This window comes from Thermohalobaculum sp. (assembly GCF_058622915.1).
Genome location: NZ_JBZSYN010000002.1, coordinates 14,706 through 33,411, shown reverse-complemented (window position 1 = coordinate 33,411; position 18,706 = coordinate 14,706). Strand labels below are relative to the sequence as shown.

18 protein-coding genes are annotated in these 18,706 nt (G+C 72.0%); 8 read left to right on the top strand and 10 right to left on the bottom strand.

Going from position 1 to position 18,706, the window contains the following annotated elements:
• Window positions 1-35: 35 nt before the first annotated feature.
• From AC32QD_RS00305 to AC32QD_RS00295, 3 genes are all read right to left on the bottom strand, one after another.
• Window positions 36-1,160: a COX15/CtaA family protein gene (locus AC32QD_RS00305; RefSeq protein ID WP_492008476.1), complete on the bottom strand. Its 1,125-nt coding sequence runs from the start codon at window positions 1,158-1,160 to the stop codon at window positions 36-38.
• A gap of 73 nt (window positions 1,161-1,233) precedes the next feature.
• On the bottom strand, window positions 1,234-1,998 hold the full coding sequence (locus AC32QD_RS00300) for an RNA methyltransferase (protein ID WP_492008515.1): 765 nt from the start codon (window positions 1,996-1,998) through the stop codon (window positions 1,234-1,236).
• A gap of 88 nt (window positions 1,999-2,086) precedes the next feature.
• On the bottom strand, window positions 2,087-2,914 hold the full coding sequence (locus tag AC32QD_RS00295; RefSeq protein WP_492008475.1) for a class I SAM-dependent methyltransferase: 828 nt from the start codon (window positions 2,912-2,914) through the stop codon (window positions 2,087-2,089).
• A gap of 307 nt (window positions 2,915-3,221) precedes the next feature.
• On the opposite strand from AC32QD_RS00295, the gene AC32QD_RS00290 reads away from it, so the two are divergent.
• A complete protein-coding gene (locus AC32QD_RS00290; RefSeq protein WP_492008474.1) occupies window positions 3,222-4,436 on the top strand; it encodes an NADP-dependent isocitrate dehydrogenase in 1,215 nt (404 codons plus the stop codon).
• 40 nt (window positions 4,437-4,476) lie between these two features.
• On the opposite strand, the gene AC32QD_RS00285 is transcribed toward AC32QD_RS00290, so the two are convergent.
• Complete coding sequence (locus AC32QD_RS00285) at window positions 4,477-4,692, bottom strand: DUF6356 family protein (RefSeq protein ID WP_492008473.1); 216 nt, start codon at window positions 4,690-4,692, stop codon at window positions 4,477-4,479.
• Between the two features lie 120 nt (window positions 4,693-4,812).
• Between AC32QD_RS00285 and AC32QD_RS00280 the strand changes: the two genes are divergently transcribed.
• On the top strand, window positions 4,813-5,277 hold the full coding sequence (locus AC32QD_RS00280) for an Lrp/AsnC family transcriptional regulator (protein ID WP_492008472.1): 465 nt from the start codon (window positions 4,813-4,815) through the stop codon (window positions 5,275-5,277).
• A 135-nt stretch (window positions 5,278-5,412) separates the two neighbouring features.
• A complete protein-coding gene (locus AC32QD_RS00275; RefSeq protein WP_492008471.1) occupies window positions 5,413-7,461 on the top strand; it encodes an ASKHA domain-containing protein in 2,049 nt (682 codons plus the stop codon).
• 55 nt (window positions 7,462-7,516) lie between these two features.
• On the opposite strand, the gene AC32QD_RS00270 is transcribed toward AC32QD_RS00275, so the two are convergent.
• The 3 genes from AC32QD_RS00270 to AC32QD_RS00260 all read right to left on the bottom strand — a co-directional run bounded on the left by AC32QD_RS00270 (window position 7,517) and on the right by AC32QD_RS00260 (window position 9,763).
• Window positions 7,517-8,221, bottom strand: coding sequence for a hypothetical protein (locus AC32QD_RS00270; RefSeq protein ID WP_492008470.1), 705 nt, complete (start codon window positions 8,219-8,221; stop codon window positions 7,517-7,519).
• A gap of 154 nt (window positions 8,222-8,375) precedes the next feature.
• On the bottom strand, window positions 8,376-9,077 hold the full coding sequence (locus AC32QD_RS00265; RefSeq protein ID WP_492008469.1) for an ATP12 family chaperone protein: 702 nt from the start codon (window positions 9,075-9,077) through the stop codon (window positions 8,376-8,378).
• Entirely contained in the window at window positions 9,074-9,763 is a 690-nt protein-coding gene (locus tag AC32QD_RS00260; RefSeq protein ID WP_492008468.1) for an HAD-IA family hydrolase, read from the bottom strand. Before AC32QD_RS00260 ends, AC32QD_RS00265 begins: the two co-directional genes overlap by 4 nt.
• Window positions 9,764-9,919: 156 nt before the next feature.
• Here AC32QD_RS00260 and AC32QD_RS00255 point away from each other — a divergent pair, with 156 nt between their 5' ends.
• The 4 genes from AC32QD_RS00255 (at window position 9,920) to AC32QD_RS00240 (ending at window position 14,021) form a co-directional block, all read left to right on the top strand.
• Entirely contained in the window at window positions 9,920-11,050 is a 1,131-nt protein-coding gene (locus tag AC32QD_RS00255) for a sugar-transfer associated ATP-grasp domain-containing protein (RefSeq protein ID WP_492008467.1), read from the top strand.
• 91 nt (window positions 11,051-11,141) lie between these two features.
• Window positions 11,142-12,158, top strand: a complete 1,017-nt coding sequence (locus tag AC32QD_RS00250) for a TRAP transporter substrate-binding protein (protein WP_492008466.1) — start codon at window positions 11,142-11,144, stop codon at window positions 12,156-12,158.
• Window positions 12,159-12,249: 91 nt separating this feature from the next.
• On the top strand, window positions 12,250-12,723 hold the full coding sequence (locus AC32QD_RS00245; protein WP_492008465.1) for a TRAP transporter small permease: 474 nt from the start codon (window positions 12,250-12,252) through the stop codon (window positions 12,721-12,723).
• Entirely contained in the window at window positions 12,720-14,021 is a 1,302-nt protein-coding gene (locus tag AC32QD_RS00240; RefSeq protein WP_492008464.1) for a TRAP transporter large permease, read from the top strand. The genes AC32QD_RS00245 and AC32QD_RS00240 overlap by 4 nt, the downstream gene beginning before the upstream one ends.
• Before the next feature lie 4 nt (window positions 14,022-14,025).
• Here the strand turns inward: AC32QD_RS00240 and AC32QD_RS00235 are convergent, their stop codons facing one another.
• On the bottom strand, window positions 14,026-14,865 hold the full coding sequence (locus tag AC32QD_RS00235; RefSeq protein WP_492008463.1) for a tetratricopeptide repeat protein: 840 nt from the start codon (window positions 14,863-14,865) through the stop codon (window positions 14,026-14,028).
• Window positions 14,866-15,056: 191 nt separating this feature from the next.
• Here AC32QD_RS00235 and AC32QD_RS00230 point away from each other — a divergent pair, with 191 nt between their 5' ends.
• Window positions 15,057-16,343 carry an OmpA family protein gene (locus AC32QD_RS00230; protein WP_492008462.1) on the top strand — a complete coding sequence of 429 codons (1,287 nt, stop codon included), beginning with the start codon at window positions 15,057-15,059 and terminating at the stop codon, window positions 16,341-16,343.
• A gap of 18 nt (window positions 16,344-16,361) precedes the next feature.
• Here the strand turns inward: AC32QD_RS00230 and AC32QD_RS00225 are convergent, their stop codons facing one another.
• Both AC32QD_RS00225 and AC32QD_RS00220 read right to left on the bottom strand, forming a co-directional pair.
• A complete protein-coding gene (locus AC32QD_RS00225) occupies window positions 16,362-17,552 on the bottom strand; it encodes an FAD-dependent monooxygenase (protein ID WP_492008461.1) in 1,191 nt (396 codons plus the stop codon).
• A gap of 132 nt (window positions 17,553-17,684) precedes the next feature.
• The gene (locus AC32QD_RS00220) at window positions 17,685-18,677 is read right to left on the bottom strand and encodes a hypothetical protein (protein ID WP_492008460.1); all 993 of its coding nucleotides are present in this window, start codon (window positions 18,675-18,677) and stop codon (window positions 17,685-17,687) included.
• Between the last annotated feature and the right edge of the window lie 29 nt (window positions 18,678-18,706).

Sequence of the window (18,706 nt, the reverse complement as noted above, 5' to 3'; positions counted from 1 at the left end):
TCGCCTCAGCCCGCAGCCCGGGGGCCGGGGCCGCGTCAGCCCCGCGCGATGCGCTGCTCGGAGGGGTAGGCGATCTCGAACTTCGTGCGCACGAGCATGGTGACCACCACCAGCGCCCCGGCCTGGTGCAGCGAGGACAGGTCCACCGGCGCCCCGTGCATCAGCGTGGTGATGCCGATCACCACCTGCGCCAGCACCACCACGCCGACCCAGCGCCCCAGATTGCGCGTCCGCGCGTGGACCGCGCGCGTGCAGCGCAGGGCGAAGACGATGGCCAGCACAAGCACGAGATAGCCGATCATGCGGTGCACGAACTGCACCAGCGAAGGGTTCTCGAAGAAGTTGCGCCACCACGGCGTCAGGTCGAACGGCCCGGGCGGCAGGAACTGGCCCTGCATCAACGGCCAGTCGACGAAGGCGCGCCCCGCATGGTTGCCCGCCACCAGCGCCCCGGCCAGGATCTGCAGGAAGACGCAGGCCAGCAGCACCCCGGCGAAGCCGAGCAGGCGCGGCATTCGCCGGCGCCGCGCCTTCAAAAGCTCGACCTCGTCGAGCCGCACCTTCAGCGCCAGCCAGATCAGCACCATCAGGATGATCACCGCCAGCCCCAGATGCAGCGCCAGCCGATAGGGCGCCACGCTCAGCCGCCCGACCAGCCCCGAGGCGACCATCCACCAGCCGACCGCGCCCTGCAGCGCGCCCAGGACCCCCGGCAGCAGCAGCCGCCCGGTCCAGCCGCGCGGGATGCGCCGCGCCGCCAGGAAGGCGATGAAGCCCAGCGCCCAGACGACGCCTATCATGCGGCCCAGAAGCCGGTGGCTCCACTCCCACCAGTAAAGCGGCTTGAAGTCGGCCAGCGTCATCCACGAGTTCTGCACCTTGAACTCGGTGGTCTGCTTGTAGGCGTCGAAGGCGTGCTCCCACTGGGCGTGGCTCAGCGGCGGGATCACGCCCATCACCGGCTCCCACACGGTGATCGAGAGGCCGGAATCGGTCAGCCGCGTCAGCCCGCCGACCAGCACCATCGCCGACACCAGGACGGCGAGCAGCGCCAGCCACAGGGCGATGGCGCCGCGGGCGGCGCGCAGGCGCGCAGGCTGGGGCGCAGGCGCCTCGGCGCGCTCGGTGCCGACCTCCTCGAAAATCGCTCGCTTGCTCATCCGCCGCTCCCGGCCGCAAATTTCCGGCAGACCCTTAGCCGCCCGCCCCGCGGCAGACAAGGGACAGGGCGTCTCACCCGCGCCGGCGCTTCGGCCCCTCGGCCAGCGCGCGGATCACGCCCCAAAGCGTGCGCACCTCCTGGTCGGTCAGCGGCGCCCGGTGGAACAGGTTGCGCAGATTGGCCTCCATCGAGGCGCGCTTCTCCTCGGGCCAGAAGAAATGCGCTGCCTCCAGCTCGCCCACCAGGTGGTCGAGCATGCGCGCCACCTCGCCCGCCCCGGCCGGCTGCCAGCGGCCGGTGGCCGCGACCTCGGCAGGCGTCGCGTCGCCCTGCCGGCGCCACTCATAGGCCATCAGCAGCACGCATTGCGCCAGGTTCAGCGACGGGAACTGAGGGTTCACCGGCACGCTGACGATGGCGTTGGCGCGCACCACGTCGGCGTTTTCCAGCCCCGTGCGCTCGCGCCCGAACAGGATGCCGACGCGGCTGCCCCCCGCGATCATCTCGCGCGCATGCGCCATGGCGCGCTCGGGTGTCATCACCGTCTTGGCCATCTCGCGCGGGCGCGCGGTGGTGGCATAGACGAAGTTGAGGTCGGCCACCGCCTCGGCGGTCGTGCCGCACAGCTGCGCCGCATCCAAGACGCGGCCCGCCCCGCTCGCCATCGCCACGGCAGAGGGGTTCGGCCAGCCGTCGCGCGGGCTGACCAGGCGCAGCGCGCTCAGCCCGAAGTTCCACATGGCGCGGGCGGCCGCGCCGATGTTCTCGCCAAGCTGCGGCTCGACCAGGATCGTGACGGGCGCCGCTTGCGGGACCGGCACGTCCTCGCTTGGCATGTTCCGGCTCGGCATCTCTCGGCTCATGGCACCTCCTCGCCGCGCCCTCTAAGCCGACGCGCGGCAGCGCGCAACGTTGGCACGGGCGTCAGGTGCGCCTCAGCCAAAGGCTGGTCTCGACGGCGCCCGCGACCAGCGGCAGTTCCGCCACGCCCGGACGGCGCGCCGCGCCCATGCGGCTCACCGCATACTGACTGGCGAACACCGGCTGGTAGGCGCCGCCCAGGAACCACCCGGCCAGCGCGTGCTGCTCGGTATAGCCGCGCCAGGCCCAGCCCGCCGGATAGGGGTCGGGCAGCGTGACGTCATGCACATGCGCCAGCACGCCCGCGCGCAGCACCGGCAGGATCCGGTTCAGGATCGTGTCCACGTCCGAGCCCGGCCACAAAAGGTGCGAGGAATCGAAGAAGGCGATATCGCCCTCGCCCAGCGCCTCGAACAGGCCCACGTCCTCGGGCCCCAGCACACGCGCGCGCCACTCGACCTCCAGCCCCGCCAGCGCCGCGCGCGGCGCCGGGTCGATGCAGGTGATCCGCGTGCCCCTGCCCCCGTCGCGCGCCGCCCGCGCCAGGAAGCGGGTAGAGTGGCCCGAGCCCACCTCGACGATGCGCCGCGCGCGGCGCGCCAGCACATAGGCCGCCGCACCGTCGAGCCGGGGAAACCACGACTGCCCCCAGCGCGGCTCGGGCGGCGGGCCGTCGAAGCCCGCCAGCCTGGGCGCGTGCGCCTCGATCTCGTCGAGCACCCCGGCGAAGGCGGGCTCGGCCGCCCGCAACGCCGCCTCGATCGCCGGATAGGGCCCGGGCGGCGCGACGGTCGCCGCATAGCGGTAGGGCGAGAAGAACCCGCGCGGCCGCCCCGCCAGCGTCGCCAGCCCCAGCCCCAGCCGTCGCGCCCTGCCCCGCAGTCCCGTCACGCGTGCCTCCCTCGCGGCCCTGCCCCCGCCATCGCTGCCGCCCGTCCCGCCTCGATCCGCGGCATCAAGCCTTCCTTAACCATAAAAACCGTCCACATCGCAACTACAATGATTCCAACGGCTTAACATAGTGTCCACACGTGGACACCTCTCTTTGGCCCCAATCCCGGCCCCGACCTGGGCAATTCCGGGGCCCGCGCCCTGCGCCCCGGCGGCGGCACCACCCACCCACATTGCCGCCCGCGCGCGGCGCCGCTATTGTCCGCCGCGATTCCGCACCCAGCGCAGCCTCGGTGGAGAGAGACACATGGCGAAGATCAAGGTGGAGAACCCGATCGTCGAGCTCGACGGCGACGAGATGACCCGGATCATCTGGGCCTACATCAAGGAGAAGCTGATCCACCCCTATCTCGACATCGACCTGAAGTATTTCGACCTCTCGATCCAGGAGCGCGACCGCACCGACGACCAGATCACCGTCGACGCCGCCCACGCCATCCGCGAGCACGGCGTCGGTGTCAAGTGCGCCACCATCACCCCCGACGAGGCGCGCGTGAAGGAGTTCGGCCTCAAGCAGATGTGGCGCTCCCCCAACGGCACCATCCGCAACATCCTGGGCGGCGTGATCTTCCGCCAGCCGATCATCTGCAAGAACGTGCCCCGGCTGGTGCCCGGCTGGACCAGGCCCATCGTGGTCGGCCGCCACGCCTTCGGCGACCAGTACCGCGCCACCGACTTCCGCTTCCCCGGCCCGGGCACCATCACCATCCGCTTCGAGGGCAAGGACGGCAAGGTGATCGAGCGCGAGGTCACCCAGGCCCCCGGCGCCGGCGTGACCATGGCCATGTTCAACTACGACGAGTCGATCCGCGACTTCGCCCGCGCCTCGATGAACTACGCCCTGATGATGGGCTGGCCGCTCTACATGTCGACCAAGAACACCATTCTCAAGGCCTATGACGGCCGCTTCAAGGACCTGTTCGAGGAGGTCTTCGAGGCCGAGTTCAAGGGCAAGTTCGAGCGCGCCGGCCTCACCTACGAGCACCGCCTGATCGACGACATGGTGGCCTGCGCGCTCAAGTGGTCGGGCGGCTATGTCTGGGCGTGCAAGAACTACGACGGCGACGTGCAGTCCGACACCGTGGCCCAGGGCTACGGCTCGCTCGGCCTGATGACCTCGGTGCTGATGACGCCGGACGGCGAGGTGGTCGAGGCCGAGGCCGCGCACGGCACGGTGACGCGGCACTTCCGCATGCACCAGCAGGGCAAGGAGACCTCGACCAACTCCATCGCCTCGATCTTCGCCTGGACCCGCGGGCTGGAGCACCGCGCCAAGCTCGACGGCAACGACGCGCTCAGGGACTTCGCCGAGACGCTGGAGCGCGCCACCGTCGGCACCGTGGAATCGGGCCACATGACCAAGGACCTCGCGCTCCTGGTCGGCCCCGACCAGAAGTGGGAGACCACCACCGGCTTCCTCGACCGGGTGGCGGCGAACCTGGCGCGGCAGCTCGGGGCCTGAGCGCCCCCCCGCGCGGGGGCGCGCGGCCGTGCCCCCTGCGCTAGCGGCCGCGGTTGTGGGTGCGGGCGTAGAGCTCGGCCACCATCCGGCTCGCCGTGCGCTCGAAAAGGAACGGCAGCACGGCGTGCACCAGCGCCGCGCCGGCGGCCAGCATGAGCCGGGCCGAGAAGCGCCCGGCAAAGGCCATGTGCTCGAAATAACTCTCGTCCACCGTGCGCGGATGGGCGAGGAACAGTGTCTTGACGTTGGCGATCATGGCGGCCTCCCGGCTGTCGTTGTCTTGGGGGATTGATGCCACGACGCGCGCGGGAAATGTTCCCGTATTTGCAAGATTTGACTTCTATATCGGGAAATTTTCCCGCATTCTCTCCCGGCCATGGACATCGACGACATCGACCGCCTCCTGCTCAGGGAGCTCCAGCGCGACGCCGGCCTCGGGGTCGAGGAGCTCGGTGCCCGCGTCGGCCTGTCGCGCAACGCCTGCTGGCGCCGCGTGCGCCGGCTCGAGGAGACCGGCATCATCCGCGGCCGCGTGGCGCTGGCCGACCCGGAGGCGCTGGGCCTGCCGCTGATGGTGTTCATCTCGGTGCGCACCGACCGGCACGAGCCTCAGTGGCTCGAGCAGTTCACCCGCGCCGTGGCCGGCCTGCCCGAGATCATGGGCGCCTACCGGGTCACCGGCGACCTCGACTACCTGCTGACGGCGCGCGTGGCCGACGTGCGCGCCTATGACCGGCTCTACCAGCGCCTGATCCGCCGCGTGCCGCTCGCCGACATTTCCGCCAGCTTCGTCATGGAGGAGATCAAGGCGACCACCGAACTGCCCGTCGGCCTCGCCTGAGCGCGCGCCTGCGGGCTCTGGCGTGGCGCGGCGGCGCCGCGCTGACGCCTCCTCGACACGCGATGCCGCCTTCGGGCAATCCCTTTCCTCCGGCCGCCTTCTAACATAGATGTGCTGCGCGGCCCGGAGGCAGGCATGGACGACAAGACGACCGACCCGCTCGTTATCTTCACCCCCTCGGGCAAGCGCGGCCGCTTCGCGCCCGGCACGCCGGTGCTGACCGCCGCGCGCCAGTTGGGCGTCGACCTCGACTCGGTCTGCGGCGGCCGCGGCATCTGCTCGAAATGCCAGGTCACCCCCTCCTACGGCGAGTTCCCCAAGCACGGCGTGCATGTGCGCGAGGACGCGCTCAGCGCCTGGAACAAGGTCGAGGACCGCTACAACACCAAGCGCGGGCTGGCCCCGGGCCGCCGGCTCGGCTGCCAGGCCACCATCCAGGGCGACGTGGTGATCGACGTGCCGCCCGAGAGCCAGGTGCACAAGCAGGTGGTCCGCAAGCGCGCCGAGGCGCGCAAGGTGGTGATGGACCCCGCCACCAAGCTGCACTACGTCGAGGTCGCCGAGCCCGACATGCACAATCCCAAGGGCGATCTCGAGCGGCTCCTGCAGGCGCTCGACGAGCAGTGGGGCATCACCGGCATCATCTCCGACCTGCGCACCACGCGCATGCTGCAAAAGACGCTGCGCGACGGCCAGTGGAAGGTCACCGTGGCGGTGCACACCGGCCAGGGCCGCTCCACCGGCCGCATCATCCAGATCTGGCCCGGCTTCCATGAAGGGCCGATCTGCGGTGTCGCCGTCGATGTCGGCTCGACCACCATCGCCTGCCATCTGTGCGACCTGGTCTCGGGCGAGGTGCTGGCCTCGGCCGGCATCATGAACCCGCAGATCCGCTTCGGCGAGGACCTGATGAGCCGGGTCTCCTACGCCATGATGAACCCGGGCGGCGCGGCCGAGATGACCAAGGCCGTGCGCGGCGCGCTGAACACCCTGATCATCCAGGTGGCCGAGGAGGCCGGCGTCGCCGTCGCCGACATCGTCGAGGGCGTGTTCGTCGGCAACCCGGTGATGCACCACCTCATGATGGGCTTCGACCCGACCGAACTGGGCTGGGCGCCCTTCGCGCTGGCCACCTCGGACTCCATTACGCTGTGGGCCAGCGAGATCGAGGTCGCCATGCACCCCAACGGGCGGCTCTATGTGCTGCCCTGCATCGCCGGGCATGTCGGCGCCGATTGCGCCGCCGTGGTGCTGAGCGAGGGCCCGCACGTGCAGGACGAGATGATGCTGGTGGTCGATGTCGGCACCAATGCCGAGATCGTGCTGGGCAACCGCCACAAGGTGCTGGCCTGCTCCTCGCCCACCGGCCCGGCCTTCGAGGGCGCGCAAATCTCCTCGGGCCAGCGCGCCGCCCCGGGCGCCATCGAGCGCGTGCGCATCGACCCCCAGACCAAGGAGCCGCGCTTCCGGGTGATCGGCAGCGAGTTGTGGTCCGACGACGCCGGCTTCGCCGAGGCCGTGGGCCGCGGCGGCGTCACCGGCATCTGCGGCTCGGGCATCATCGAGGTGATCGCCGAGATGCGGCTGGCCGGCATCGTCGACGAGGACGGCGCCATCGGCAGCCGCGAGGCGGTCGGCTCGGAGCGCATCGTCGAGGACGGCCGCACCTGGGCCTATGTCCTGCACGACGGACGGCCCGAGGGCGGGCCGCTGATCACGGTGACGCAGAACGACGTGCGCAACATCCAGCTGGCCAAGGCGGCGCTCTATTCGGGCGCCCGGCTCCTGATGGACAAGATGGGCATCGAGACGGTGGACCGGGTTGTGCTCGCGGGCGCCTTCGGCGCGCATATCTCGCCCTTGCATGCCATGACCCTGGGCATGATCCCCGACTGCCCGATCGAGAAGGTCTCCTCGGCCGGCAACGCCGCCGGAACGGGAGCGCGCATCGCGCTGGTCAATGTCGGCGCGCGGCGCGAGATCGAGCGCGTGGTGCGCCAGATCGAGAAGGTCGAGACGGCGGTCGAGCCCCGCTTCCAGGAGCACTTTGTCAGCGCCATCGCCATCCCGCACAAGACCGCGGGCTATCCCAACCTCGAGACCCAGGTGACGATCCCGCGCATCTCCTTCGCGCCCTCAGGCGGCGAGGAGGGCGGCCGGCGCCGCCGCCGACCGCGCGGCTAGGGCGGAGCCCGCCGGGACGACGGAGCGCACCCGGCGGGGGACGATCACTGACGCGTCACTGAGGCGTCTGGTCGGTCTGCGGCAGCCACGGCTGTCCCGGCGGCGGCTGGCGCCGATCGCCGTATTTGCCGTTTTGCTGCTGATCCTGCGCGTTCTGCTTGCTGCGGTCCTGACCGCCCTGGGTCTTGGGGCGCTGCCACTGCGTGTTCTGGCCCTGCGCGCGGGCGCTTTCCTGGGAGCGGTTCTGCTGCCACTGGCGCTGGTCGCTCTGGCTGCGCTGGCGGTCGTAGCTGCGCTGCTGATCCTGGTTCTGCTGCCATTGGCGCTGGTCGCTCTGGCTGCGCTGGCGGTCATAGCTGCGCTGCTGATCCTGGTTCTGCTGCCATTGGCGCTGGTCGCTCTGGCTGCGCTGGCGGTCGTAGCTGCGCTGTTGATTCTGGGTCTGCTCCCACGGGTGCGGATCCGTGGTGTGCAGGCGCCGTCTGTTGTGCTCGTCCAGGTGGTAGCCTCGCGGCAGCGAGCGCGACCGGATCCACCGGCCGTTGTCGCGGTAATAGTAATACCTGTCCCGTGGAAGGAAGTAGACATCCGCTCCGGGATAATAATAGTAGTCGTAATAGGGCGCGCCGTAATAGCCGCCCCCTCCGTAATACCCGCCGTAGCCGCCGCCGTAGTAGTCCGCGGCGCAGCCGCTCAGGCCCAGGCCCAGCACCACCGCTGCGCCCACCGAGACAAGCCGAATGACGTGCCGTCTGTGCATGGGGTCTCCTTCCGGACTTGCCGGGTTTCAGCTCGGCGAGCCAATCGGACCGCCGTTTCATGGTTAAACGCACGCGCCGGCGCGTTCCGGCACAGGCCCGCGCCTGGATCGGCTGCGGCCCGCCTGGCCCGGGCACGCGGCTCTCTGGCGCCGCTCACCCGCGCGCGCACACCAGCTCAATCAGCCGCGCCGCGTCGAGGAAATCCCGCCGCCGGCGCTCGGCGGCGGCGGCGGCCTCGGCGTCCTCGCCCCATTCCTCGATGTTCCACTGCTCGTCGATCCGGCTCGCCGCCCAGCCCGCCTCGGCGCCGATGCGCCCGCGGCTGACCGCCAGCCCGATCACCAGCGAGCCCGACAGCGTCACCAGCTCGTGCAGCGCCGTCAGCTCCCAGGCGCCGTGGCCGCGCACCGCCTCGCCCAGCCGGGCCAGCGCGTGCGGCGGCTGGGCGACATGCATCACGCCCTCGACCATGATCAGCGGCGCCCCCAGTGCCTCGGCGGCCCAGTCGACCAGCGGGTCCCAGGCCTCGGCCTCGCGCTCTTTCAGCCCCTCGGGATGCGGCGCGCGATAGCACACCAGATCGTTCGCGCCATAGGCCGCGACGGTCTCGGCCACCGGCCCCGGATCGGGCGCGACGCGGTCGATCGCGGCGTTGGCCGCGCGCGTCAGCGGCATGGCCAGCGGGTTGACCTCGCCCTCCTGCGCCTGCCACTCGGCGGCCACCGCCTCGGCCAGCGCGCGGGTCGGCAGCACGCAGGCCGCCCCCGCGGGCGTGCGTACCGGCCGGTGATCGAGATGCAGCGCATGGCCGCCCTCCACCGGCTCCAGCCGCGCCGCCGTCCAGAACCGCCTCATGCCGCCTCCAGCAACTCGGCCAGCGCGGCCACGAGCGCGTCGAAATCCTCGACCACACGCTCGGCCCCGGCCGCGACCAGCCGCTCGGGGGGCTGGAAGCCCCAGCCGACGCCGAGCGCGCGCACCCCCGCAGCCCGCGCCATCTCCATGTCGAAGGTGGAATCGCCCACCATCGCAGCGCGGGCCGCCTCGACCCCGGTGGCGGCGAGGCAGTTCAGCACCATCGCCGGATGCGGCTTCGAGGGCGCGTCGTCCGCGGTCTGGGCGCCCACGAACAGCGCCTCCAGGCGGTGGCTCTGCAGCACGCGCGCCAGCCCGCGCCGCCCCTTGCCGGTGGCGACCGAAAGCAGGTAGCCCGCCGCCTCCAGCCGCGTCAGCGCCCGCCGCGCCCCGGGATAGAGCGGCGCCTCCGCCTCGGCCCGGCGCTCGGCGCGCAGCGCAGCGAAGCTTTGCTTGTACAGCGCCACCAGCCGGTCGCGCTCGGCCGCGGACAGTCCGGGCACCAGCGCCTCCATGGCCTCGGCCAGCGACAGGCCGACGATGCCCAGCGTCGCGGCGTCGTCGGGCGCCGGCAGGCCGGCTGCGGCGAAGGCCCCGCGCATCGCGCCCAGGATCGAGCGCCGGCTGTCGACCAGCGTGCCGTCGACATCGAAGATGACCAGTCGCAGCGGCGCCGTCGCGCTCATCTCCATGATCCTCGGCCCTCGTCCAGCATACCGCCCGCTGCGGCATGTAGGCGGCGCGGCCGCCGGGCGAAAGCCCGAGCCGCTATACAGCGCCGCGGTGCTGTGCTTATCTGGCTGTAAAATGACAGGCAACGGGGCAAGGAGGACCGGGCAGGCATGATCCAGACCCTCGACGCAGCCGGCGACCGCGCGGCGCGCACGCGTCTCGACCGGCCCCCGAAGGTGGACATGGCCACCCATTTCCGCGAGGCCAACGCTGCCGCGGGCAGCCCGGCCTGGATCGGCAAGCTGATCGCCGCCATCCGCAGCCCCTACGGGCTGACGGTGGACGAGTTTTTCTACTACCGGCTCTACCGTCCCGAGGTTAGCGCCGCCGACTGCCGTCTTTTCGTCGGCAAGAAGGGCCAGCGCCCTCTGCACATGGCGTGCAACGACACGGGCTGGTTCGCCGCCTCGCACGACAAGGCGCTGTTCTACACCATCATGCAGGGCGCCGGCCTGCCGGTGCCCGAAACCATCGCCCTCCTGGCCAGGGCGCCGCGGCACGGGTTCCCCGCCACCGTCTCGAGCCGCGAGGAGCTGGGCGAGCTGCTGGCGGGCCGCGACGACTTCCCGCTCTTCGCCAAGCCCGTCGACGGGATCTACAGCATCGGCAGCCTGAAGATCCTGGGCTTCCACGACGGCACCGCCCGGCTCGAGGGCCATGCCGACACGCCGCTCGCCGAGCTGTACCAGTACATGGTCGACAGCTCGGACTCGGGCTACCTGATCCAGCGCACGCTCGCTCCCGAGCCCGCGCTGGCCGAGGTCACGGGCGAGGCGATCGCCTCGGTCCGCGTCCTCGTTCTGCTGTCCGACCGGCCGCAGGTCGCCTCGGCGGTGATCAAGGTTCCCAGCAGCGACAACATCGCCGACAACTTCTGGCGCCCCGGCAACGCGCTGGGCGCCGTCGACCACACAAATGGCGAGATCACCCGCGTCATCGTCAGCCGTCCCGATGGCCACCCGCCCGCCGACCCCGAGGACGGCCGGCTTACGCGGCTGGTCGGCACGACCGTGCCGCACTGGGAGCGGGTCTTCGCGCTGGCCGCCGAGGCCGCCAGCGTCTTCCCGCGCGTGCGCACCCAGTCCTGGGACGTCGCGCTCGCCCGCGAGGGGCCGACGCTGATGGAGTTCAACTTCGGCGGCGATCTGAACCTGCACCAGCTCGCCCACGGCCGCGGCGCGCTCACCCCCGACTACGTGGCGCATGTGAGAAGCTGCGGCTACAAGCGGCGGCTGCCCTGAGCGGGGGGCGGCGCGCACAGCGCTTGATTTCGTCCCACCCGGGTGCTTCAAGATGGCGCAATGCGCCACGCTCCCAGGGGAGGGACACCCAATGTTACGCGCCTTCGTCGCTGCCGCGGCCCTTGGCCTCGCGCTCTGCGCGCCCGCGCAGGCTGCCGAAGTCAACCTCAACCTCGCCCATTTCATGCCGGCCTCGAGCTGGCAGCAGCAGTTCTTCACCTCATGGGCGAAGGCGGTGGAGAAGGAGTCCGGCGGGCGCATCCACGTCACCATCTACCCGGCGCAGACGCTGGGCAAGGCGCCGCAGGGCTATGACAACGCGCGCACCGGCGTGGCCGACATCGCCTGGACCGTGCAGGGCTACACGGCGGGGCGCTTCCCGCTCAGCGAGGTGGTCGAGCTGCCCGGCCTGTTCAAGACCGCCGAGGTCGGCTCCTGCGCCTTCCAGAAGCTCTACGATTCGGGCGTGCTCAAGGCGGAGTACAACGACACCCACGTGCTGTTCGTGCACACCCACGGCCCCGGCCACCTGCACACGCGCGGCAAGGCGGTGACCACGCTGGCCGACCTCAAGGGCCTGAAGATCCGCCGGCCCACCCCGGTGATCGGCAAGCTGCTCGAGGACCTGGGCGCCCAGCCGGTCGGCATGCCCGCGCCCGCGATCTACGAGGCCATGCAGCGCGGCACCATCGATGGCTACATGCTGCCCTGGGAGGCGGTGAAGGGCTTCCGCACCTACGAGGTCTCCGACCAGCATACCGAGTTCGGCTTCTACTCGCTGGCCTTCGTGCTCACCATGAACAAGGCCGACTACCAGCGTCTCCCGCCGGACCTGAAGAAGGTGATCGACGACAACAGCGGGCTGAAATGGGCCATCCGCGCCGGCAAGGGCTTCGACAAGGGCGACATCGCGGGCAAGGCGATCGCGCTCAAGACCGGCACGCTGCACAAGATCGAGGGCGACGAGCTGTCCAAGTGGCAGGCAGCCGCCGACCGGATCACCAAGTGGTATCTCAACCAGCTCGACTCCAAGGGCCTGCCGGGCACCCGGACCTACGACAAGTTCAAGGGATACGTCAGCGATTGCCGGGCCGAGCTGAAGGGGTGAGCGCGGCCCGGGCTCCGGGGGCGGCCGGGACGCTAAGGCCCTCGGGCGTCCCGCCGGCTGCGCCGGGGCATATGGCTGCGCGCGGCGCCTGATGTCGCGTCTGCTCCGCGTGTGCGATGCCGTCGCCTCGGCGGCGCTGGCGGTGCTTCTGGGCGTGGTCGCCGTCAACATCGCCGCGCGCTCGCTGTTCGACGCCAGCGGCCACGCCATCGACCTGATGATCCCCGGCGCCATCGAGCTCAGCCGCTACGCGCTGATGGTGCTGATCTTCGCCGCGCTGCCGCGCGCCGCCGAGGCCGGCATGGTGCGCGTCGACCTGCTCATCGAGTGCCTGCCCCGGCCCCTGCGCGGCGCGCTGGAGCGGCTGTGGCACCTCGCCATCGCCGCGTTCGGCGGCGCCGCCGCCTGGCTCCTGATCGCCGAGGCCTCGCTCGAGGCCGGCCGCGGCGACCTGACCCAGGACATGGAGCTGCCGATGTGGCCGCTGACCGGCTTCGCCGGCCTCGCCGCCGGCGTGCTCTGCCTAACCGGGCTGTGGCTCGCGCTGCGCCGGAGGCCGCGGTGAGCCCGCAGCAGACCGGCTTCGTCGCCATCGCCGCGCTCCTGGCGCTCCTGGCGCTGGGCTGCCCGGTGGGCATCGCCATGATCGGCGTCGGCTTCGCCGGCTTCGCCGCCATCGTCGGCCTGGGCCCGGCGCTGACGGTGCTGCAGCACGGCGCCTTCGACACCGCCACCACCTACTCGTTCACGCTGGTGCCGCTGTTTTTGCTGATGGGCTCGCTGGTCAGCCGGGCGGGGCTGTCGCGCGACCTCTTCCTCGCCGCGCGCCGCTTCACCCATGGCTGGCAGGGCGGGCTGGCGCTCGCCGGCGTCACCGCCTCGGCCGCCTTCTCCGCGGTCTCGGGCTCCTCGCTCGCCACCGCCTCGACCATGACCCGCGTGGCCTATCCCGAGATGCGCGCCCAGGGCTACGACCCCCGCCTTGCCGCCGGCTCGCTGGCCGCGGGCGGCACGCTCGGCATCATGATCCCGCCCTCGATTGCACTCCTGCTCTACGCGCTGATCACCGAGCAGTCGGTGGGCGATCTGTTCCTCGCCGGCTTCCTGCCGGGGCTGCTGGCCTACTGCCTCTACGCCATATGCGTCGCGGTGATGGCCCGGGTGTGGCGCCCGCTGGGCGAGCACGCCAACGCCGACCCGGGCCCGCTCGGCCTGGCCATCCGCCGCTTCGTGCCGGTGGCGGTGCTGTTCGGCCTGGTCATGGGCGGGCTCTACGGCGGCGTCTTCACGCCGACCGAGGCCGGCGGCGCCGGCGCCGCGATGGCGCTCGCCTTCGCGCTGTGGCGCGGCCTGGGCTGGGCTGAGCTGCGCGCGGCGCTGGCCGAGACGGTGCGCATCTCGGCGATGATCTTCGTCATCCTGATCGGGGCCGAGGTGTTCGGCTATCTGCTCTCGGTCAGCCAGATCTCGTTCGCCATGGCCGACATGATCCGCGCCGCCGGCTGGTCGCCGATGCAGCTCCTGCTCGCCATCGTCGCCTTCTACGTCGTGCTCGGCTGCTTCATGGAGAGCCTGGCCATGATCCTGCTCACGGTGCCGGTGTTCTACCCGCTGGTCACCGATGCGGGCTTCGACCCGGTCTGGTTCGGCGTCATCGCCGTGGTCACCGTCGAGACCGGGCTGATCTCGCCCCCCGTGGGCATGAACCTGTTCGTGGTGCGCGCCTCGGCCGAGGACCTCGCGCTCAGGGACGTGATCACCGGCGTGCTGCCCTTCGTCGTGACCGACATCATCCGGCTGGCCATCCTGATCGCCTTCCCGGCGATCTCGCTCACGCTGCCGCGGCTTTTGGGCGGCGGCTAGCGCCTCACTGCCCCGAGATCTTGCGCACCCGCTCGATCAGCCAGGGGTCGGAATAGCCCAGCCGCCAGGCCCGCAACAGGTCGGAATTGGCCGCCTCGGTCTTGCCCTGCCTGTCGAGGTAGCGCCCGCGCGCATACCACGCCTCGCCCCAATCGGGCCTCAGATCGATGGCGCGACCGAAGTCGTTGAGCGCGTCCTGCTTGTCCTGCGCCGCGCGCGCCTGGCCGCGGCTCAGCCAGGCCCCGGCATCGCGCGGGTTCATGCCGATCACCGCCGAGAACGCCTTCTCGGCCTTGGCGGGCCGGCCCAGCCGCATCAGCGCCACGCCGCGGTTGTAGTGCGCCGCGGACAGGTCGGGCGCCAGCTGCACCGCGCGGTCGAAGTCGGCCAGCGCCTGCTCGGGCTGGTCCAGCGACAGCCGCAGGTTGCCGCGCCCCAGATAGGTCCGGGCGCTCTTGGGATCGAGCCCGAGCGCCGCGGCATAGTCCGACAGCGCCTTGTCCACCTGGCCCAGCTTGGCATAGGCCAGCGCCCGGTTCTCGAACGCCGCGGCCAGCCCCGGATCGGCCTCGATCGCCTTGCTCTGCGCCTGCGCCGCCTGGTCGTACAGCTTCAGCCCATAGGCCGCGATGCCGGCGTTCATCCAGGCCAGCGCCTGGCGCTTGGCGTCCAGCCGGCCCTGCTCGGCCACCTTCTTGCAGGCCTGTAGGGCGTCGTGCGGCGGCGTCTTGGGGTCCGAGCACACGGCGATCAGGTTGTCCACCGCCCCGGCCGCAGCCGCGCCGCCCGGCACGGCCGGCAACAGCCCCGCGGCAAGCATCACCGCTCCCGACCATCGACGCATTCGTCTGCCTCCCTCGCCTGGCCACCGGCCCGATCGCGCTCACCGGGCTCCGCTTTTCCCGACATAATCCGCCGGCCGGGAAAATCATCGGCGCGGCGACTGCACGGACAAGCCATCACGTTAGACACTTGTTATCAATCCCCACCACCGTCTACTCGGAGACGATGCGACGAACCCGGCGCGGAGGAGCCATGCGACGCAGCCTGATACCAAGCCTCGCCTGGCTCGCCGCGCTCGTCCTCGCCCTGGCGGTCTGCACCCCGGCGCAGCAGGCCGCGGCCGGCCCGACCGCGACGCTTACCATCACGGTTAAGCCCGGCTCGGCACCGAAGGCCGCGGGCGCGGCGCCGGCCGGCTTCCCGCTGCACGCGCTCGCCCGCCGCGTGCCCGGCATCGATCTGTCGGGCGTCCGCCGCCCCAAGGGCCGGAACACGGCCGAAAGCTGGGCGCGCACGCTCGACGCCGTCTCGGTGGTGCTGCCCCGGCTGGGCCGCGGCGAGCTGCGGCTGTCCGAGCACGGGCTCGCGGTCGAGGGCCGCTTGCGCCCGGGCTTCAACGCCGAGGCGACGCGCGGCGCGGTGCGCCTGGCGCTCGGCTCCGAGCGGCCGCTGCGGCTCGACATCGCCGATGCGCCGCCGTCGGCCGCGCTCGCCGTCACTTGGTCGCGCGCCGGCATGACGGTCAGCGGCATCCTGCCCGGGAGCCTGGAACCGGCCGCGGCGCTGGCGCTGTTGCGCAAGCCGGTCGAGCGGGTGCGCGATGTCAAGCTCACCGATGCCGGGCTCACCAGCGGCGGCGGCGGCGACGCGGCGGCCTGGCGCAAGGTGCTCGCCCGGGTCGGGCAGCTGCTGCCGGCCTACCGCTCGGCCAGCGTGCGGGTGGCGCCGGGCCGGCTCACGGTCGACGGCACGCTGATGCCCGGCGAGCACAAGGACCGCCTGGGCCGCTGGATGGCCGACGGGCTCGACCACGGCTGGCAGGTCAGCGTCAACGGCTCGGAAAGCCCGGCCGGCGCCGGCGCGACCCGCTACGACCCGGTGAGCGGCCGCGCCGAGCGCCATGTCGGCAAATACTGGATCCCGCTCTATGGCTTCAAGCCCAGCCCCGCTTCCTGCGGCAAGCGCAGCAGCGCCGTCCTGGCCGCCAGTCCGCTGACCTTCGTCCCCGGCACCACGACTCTGACCGGTGGCGCGGGCCAGAGCCTCGACCGGCTCGCCGGCATCGCGCGTCGCTGTCTCAACGACGGCGGGCTGAAGCTCGAGATCGGAGGCCACACCGACAATGTCGGGGCGGCGGACCGCAACCAGCTCCTGTCGCAAAAGCGGGCCATGGCGGTGCTGCTTGCGCTGGTCGTGCGCGGCGTGCGCGCCGACGCCATGCACGCCGCGGGCTATGGCGAGACCCGGCCCGTCGCCAGCAACGACACGGCGGCCGGCCGCGCGCGCAACCGCCGCATCACCTTCGCCTGGTCGAACTGAACCGTCCCGGCGCGCCGCCTAGGCCACGCCCGCGGTCGGGTCGTGGCCATAGAGCCAGTCGAGCCGCCCCGCCGCCAGCCGCGGCGCGAGGCGCGAGACCATGCCGACCACGCCGTGCCGGCCGGCGCGCAGCAGCCCGCGGTGCTCGTGGAACATGCGCCCGTTGGCCAGGCTGCGCTCCTGCACCCGCGTCACCCGGTCCCAGCGCGCATGCTCGAAGGCCAGCACCGCCTTGGCCACGTCGGCCTCGGCCTGCAGCCGGCGCACCAGCACCGCCACGTCCTCCAGCGCCATCGCCGCGCCCTGTGCCATGAACGGCAGCATCGGGTGGGCGGCGTCGCCAATCAGCACCACCGGCCCATCGACCCAGCGCACCTGGGCCGGCCGGCTGAACAGGCCCCACACGAAGGTCTCCTGCACATGGTCGAGCAGCCCCGTGACGCCGCTGTGCCAGCCGGCGAAGCCGTGCCTCAGCCGCTCCGGATCGCCCGGCGCGGACCAGCCCTCGGCGGTCCACGCGCGCGACTCCTCGACGGCGACGAAGTTCACCAGCTCGCCGCCGCGCAGATAATAGGTGACGAGGTGCCGGCCCGGGCCGGCCCAGACGGTGGCGTCCGGCGCCACCAGCCCCTCGGGCAGGCGCGCCGCCGGCACGGTGCCGCGCCAGGCCAGCTGCCCGACGAACACCGGCTCCTCCGGCCCGTTCAGCCGCGCGCGCAGCGCCGAGCGGATGCCGTCGGCGCCGATCAGCAGCTCGCCGCTCTCGGTCCCCCCCGACTCGAGCTTCGCCGCCGGCCCCTCGGGCCGCAGCGCGTAAGACGCCACCGCGCTGGCGGTGCGCAGCTCCGCGCCCGCCGCTTGGGCCGCCTCGACCAGCACCGCCAGAAGGTCCGCCCGGTGCAGGTGGAGATAGGGCGCCCCCCAGCGCGCCTCGGCCGCCGGGCCCAGCGGCGCGCGGTAGACCTCGGCCCCGCTCAGCCCGTCGCGCAGCACCGCCGCGCGCGGCCGGAAGCCGCGCGCCGCCGCCGCATCCAGCACGCCCAGCCAGCGCAGCACGCGCGCGGCATTGGGGCTCACCTGCAGCCCGGCGCCGACCTCGGCAAACGCCGGCGCCGCCTCGCACAGCGTCACGCCCCAGCCCTCGCGGGCCAGCGCCAGCGCCGCTGCCGCGCCGGCAATGCCGCCGCCGGCGATCACTGCCTGCCTCATCCGGGCCCTCCCAGGCGCGCCGCCAGCGCGCCCCCCCGGCGCGCCTCGGCATACGCATCGGCACGCATCATGGCCGGGCAGCATGCCCCGGCGCCTTGATCTTTCGCAAGTCGGTGGATGCCGGGTGCCGCGCTACTTGCGGCCGGGCACGATCAGCTTCAGCCTGGGCTCGGGGCGCTCTGCCGCCTCGCCGCCCGGCGCCTCGTCCGCCGCGCCGAACAGCGGGCGAGCGCGGGCCGGGGCCGGGCGCGGCAGCAGCTCCCAGTAGGGCCCGCCATAGGGGCCGGACTGGCGGTAGTTCACGCGCACCATGATGTCGTCGGCCTTGCCATAGACGGCCCCGTCCTTCAGCTCGGCATTCTCGTCGATCACCTCGCTGGCCAGGGCGAACAGGTGGTCCAGCATCACGTCGCGCTCGAAGTTCGAGGGCGGCGCCACCAGCTCGGCGCCGATGAAGGGCGTCATGCCCACGGTTGCGACGCCTGGATTCAGCGCCTCGCCGGTCAGCTTGCCCAGCTCCACCTCGGACTGCACCGGCGGCGGCAGCACCTGCCAGCGAAGCCAGAACCTCAGCGGCGCCTGCCCGTCGATGAAGCGCTCCATCTCAGCGCCGAACACGCTCATCGGCACGGCGTTGCGCCCGGCCAGCCAGATCACCGATTCGGCTGCCACCACCTCGGCCACCACGGCAGTCGCCAGGGTCACGGCGGTCGCCCGGTCGAACATGGCGTCGCGCCCGCTTGCGCCCCCCTGCTCGACCTCGGCCACCAGCACATGCGCCTTGTGCTCGACCAACTGGGTGAGCGAGCCGCGCCACACCGCGGGGTTGACGAAGGCGTGCAGCACCGAGCCCTTGGCCAAGGGCCGCGCGGAGGCCTCGATCGACAGGCGCACGCCGGCGATCTCGCAGCGCACCTCCTCGTGCCGGCCACCCAGGGCCCGCAGCAGGCCGCGCCGCCCCGACGCCGCCGGGGCGTCGAGCATGCGCACCCGCGCGCCGGCCAGCCCCACCACCTCGCGCAGCTCGCGCGCCAGCCGCTCGCGGTCCAGGTGCAGCGCGTGCGCCAGCGGTACCGCCGCGCCGAACAACGCCTGCCTGCCCGCCCTTTCGCCTGATGCCGCCATGGAACTGTCTCCGGAACCGTCGCCGGTAC

Excerpts from the sequence above, each read along its gene's own strand:
- AC32QD_RS00305 (WP_492008476.1), bottom strand. The coding sequence starts at position 1,160 with ATGAGCAAGCGAGCGATTTTCGAGGAGGTCGGCACCGAGCGCGCCGAG.
- AC32QD_RS00300 (WP_492008515.1), bottom strand. The coding sequence starts at position 1,998 with ATGCCAAGCGAGGACGTGCCGGTCCCGCAAGCGGCGCCCGTCACGATC.
- AC32QD_RS00290 (WP_492008474.1), top strand. The coding sequence starts at position 3,222 with ATGGCGAAGATCAAGGTGGAGAACCCGATCGTCGAGCTCGACGGCGAC.
- AC32QD_RS00285 (WP_492008473.1), bottom strand. The coding sequence starts at position 4,692 with ATGATCGCCAACGTCAAGACACTGTTCCTCGCCCATCCGCGCACGGTG.
- AC32QD_RS00280 (WP_492008472.1), top strand. The coding sequence starts at position 4,813 with ATGGACATCGACGACATCGACCGCCTCCTGCTCAGGGAGCTCCAGCGC.
- AC32QD_RS00275 (WP_492008471.1), top strand. The coding sequence starts at position 5,413 with ATGGACGACAAGACGACCGACCCGCTCGTTATCTTCACCCCCTCGGGC.
- AC32QD_RS00270 (WP_492008470.1), bottom strand. The coding sequence starts at position 8,221 with ATGCACAGACGGCACGTCATTCGGCTTGTCTCGGTGGGCGCAGCGGTG.
- AC32QD_RS00265 (WP_492008469.1), bottom strand. The coding sequence starts at position 9,077 with ATGAGGCGGTTCTGGACGGCGGCGCGGCTGGAGCCGGTGGAGGGCGGC.
- AC32QD_RS00260 (WP_492008468.1), bottom strand. The coding sequence starts at position 9,763 with ATGAGCGCGACGGCGCCGCTGCGACTGGTCATCTTCGATGTCGACGGC.
- AC32QD_RS00255 (WP_492008467.1), top strand. The coding sequence starts at position 9,920 with ATGATCCAGACCCTCGACGCAGCCGGCGACCGCGCGGCGCGCACGCGT.
- AC32QD_RS00250 (WP_492008466.1), top strand. The coding sequence starts at position 11,142 with ATGTTACGCGCCTTCGTCGCTGCCGCGGCCCTTGGCCTCGCGCTCTGC.
- AC32QD_RS00245 (WP_492008465.1), top strand. The coding sequence starts at position 12,250 with ATGTCGCGTCTGCTCCGCGTGTGCGATGCCGTCGCCTCGGCGGCGCTG.
- AC32QD_RS00235 (WP_492008463.1), bottom strand. The coding sequence starts at position 14,865 with ATGCGTCGATGGTCGGGAGCGGTGATGCTTGCCGCGGGGCTGTTGCCG.
- AC32QD_RS00230 (WP_492008462.1), top strand. The coding sequence starts at position 15,057 with ATGCGACGCAGCCTGATACCAAGCCTCGCCTGGCTCGCCGCGCTCGTC.
- AC32QD_RS00225 (WP_492008461.1), bottom strand. The coding sequence starts at position 17,552 with ATGAGGCAGGCAGTGATCGCCGGCGGCGGCATTGCCGGCGCGGCAGCG.
- AC32QD_RS00220 (WP_492008460.1), bottom strand. The coding sequence starts at position 18,677 with ATGGCGGCATCAGGCGAAAGGGCGGGCAGGCAGGCGTTGTTCGGCGCG.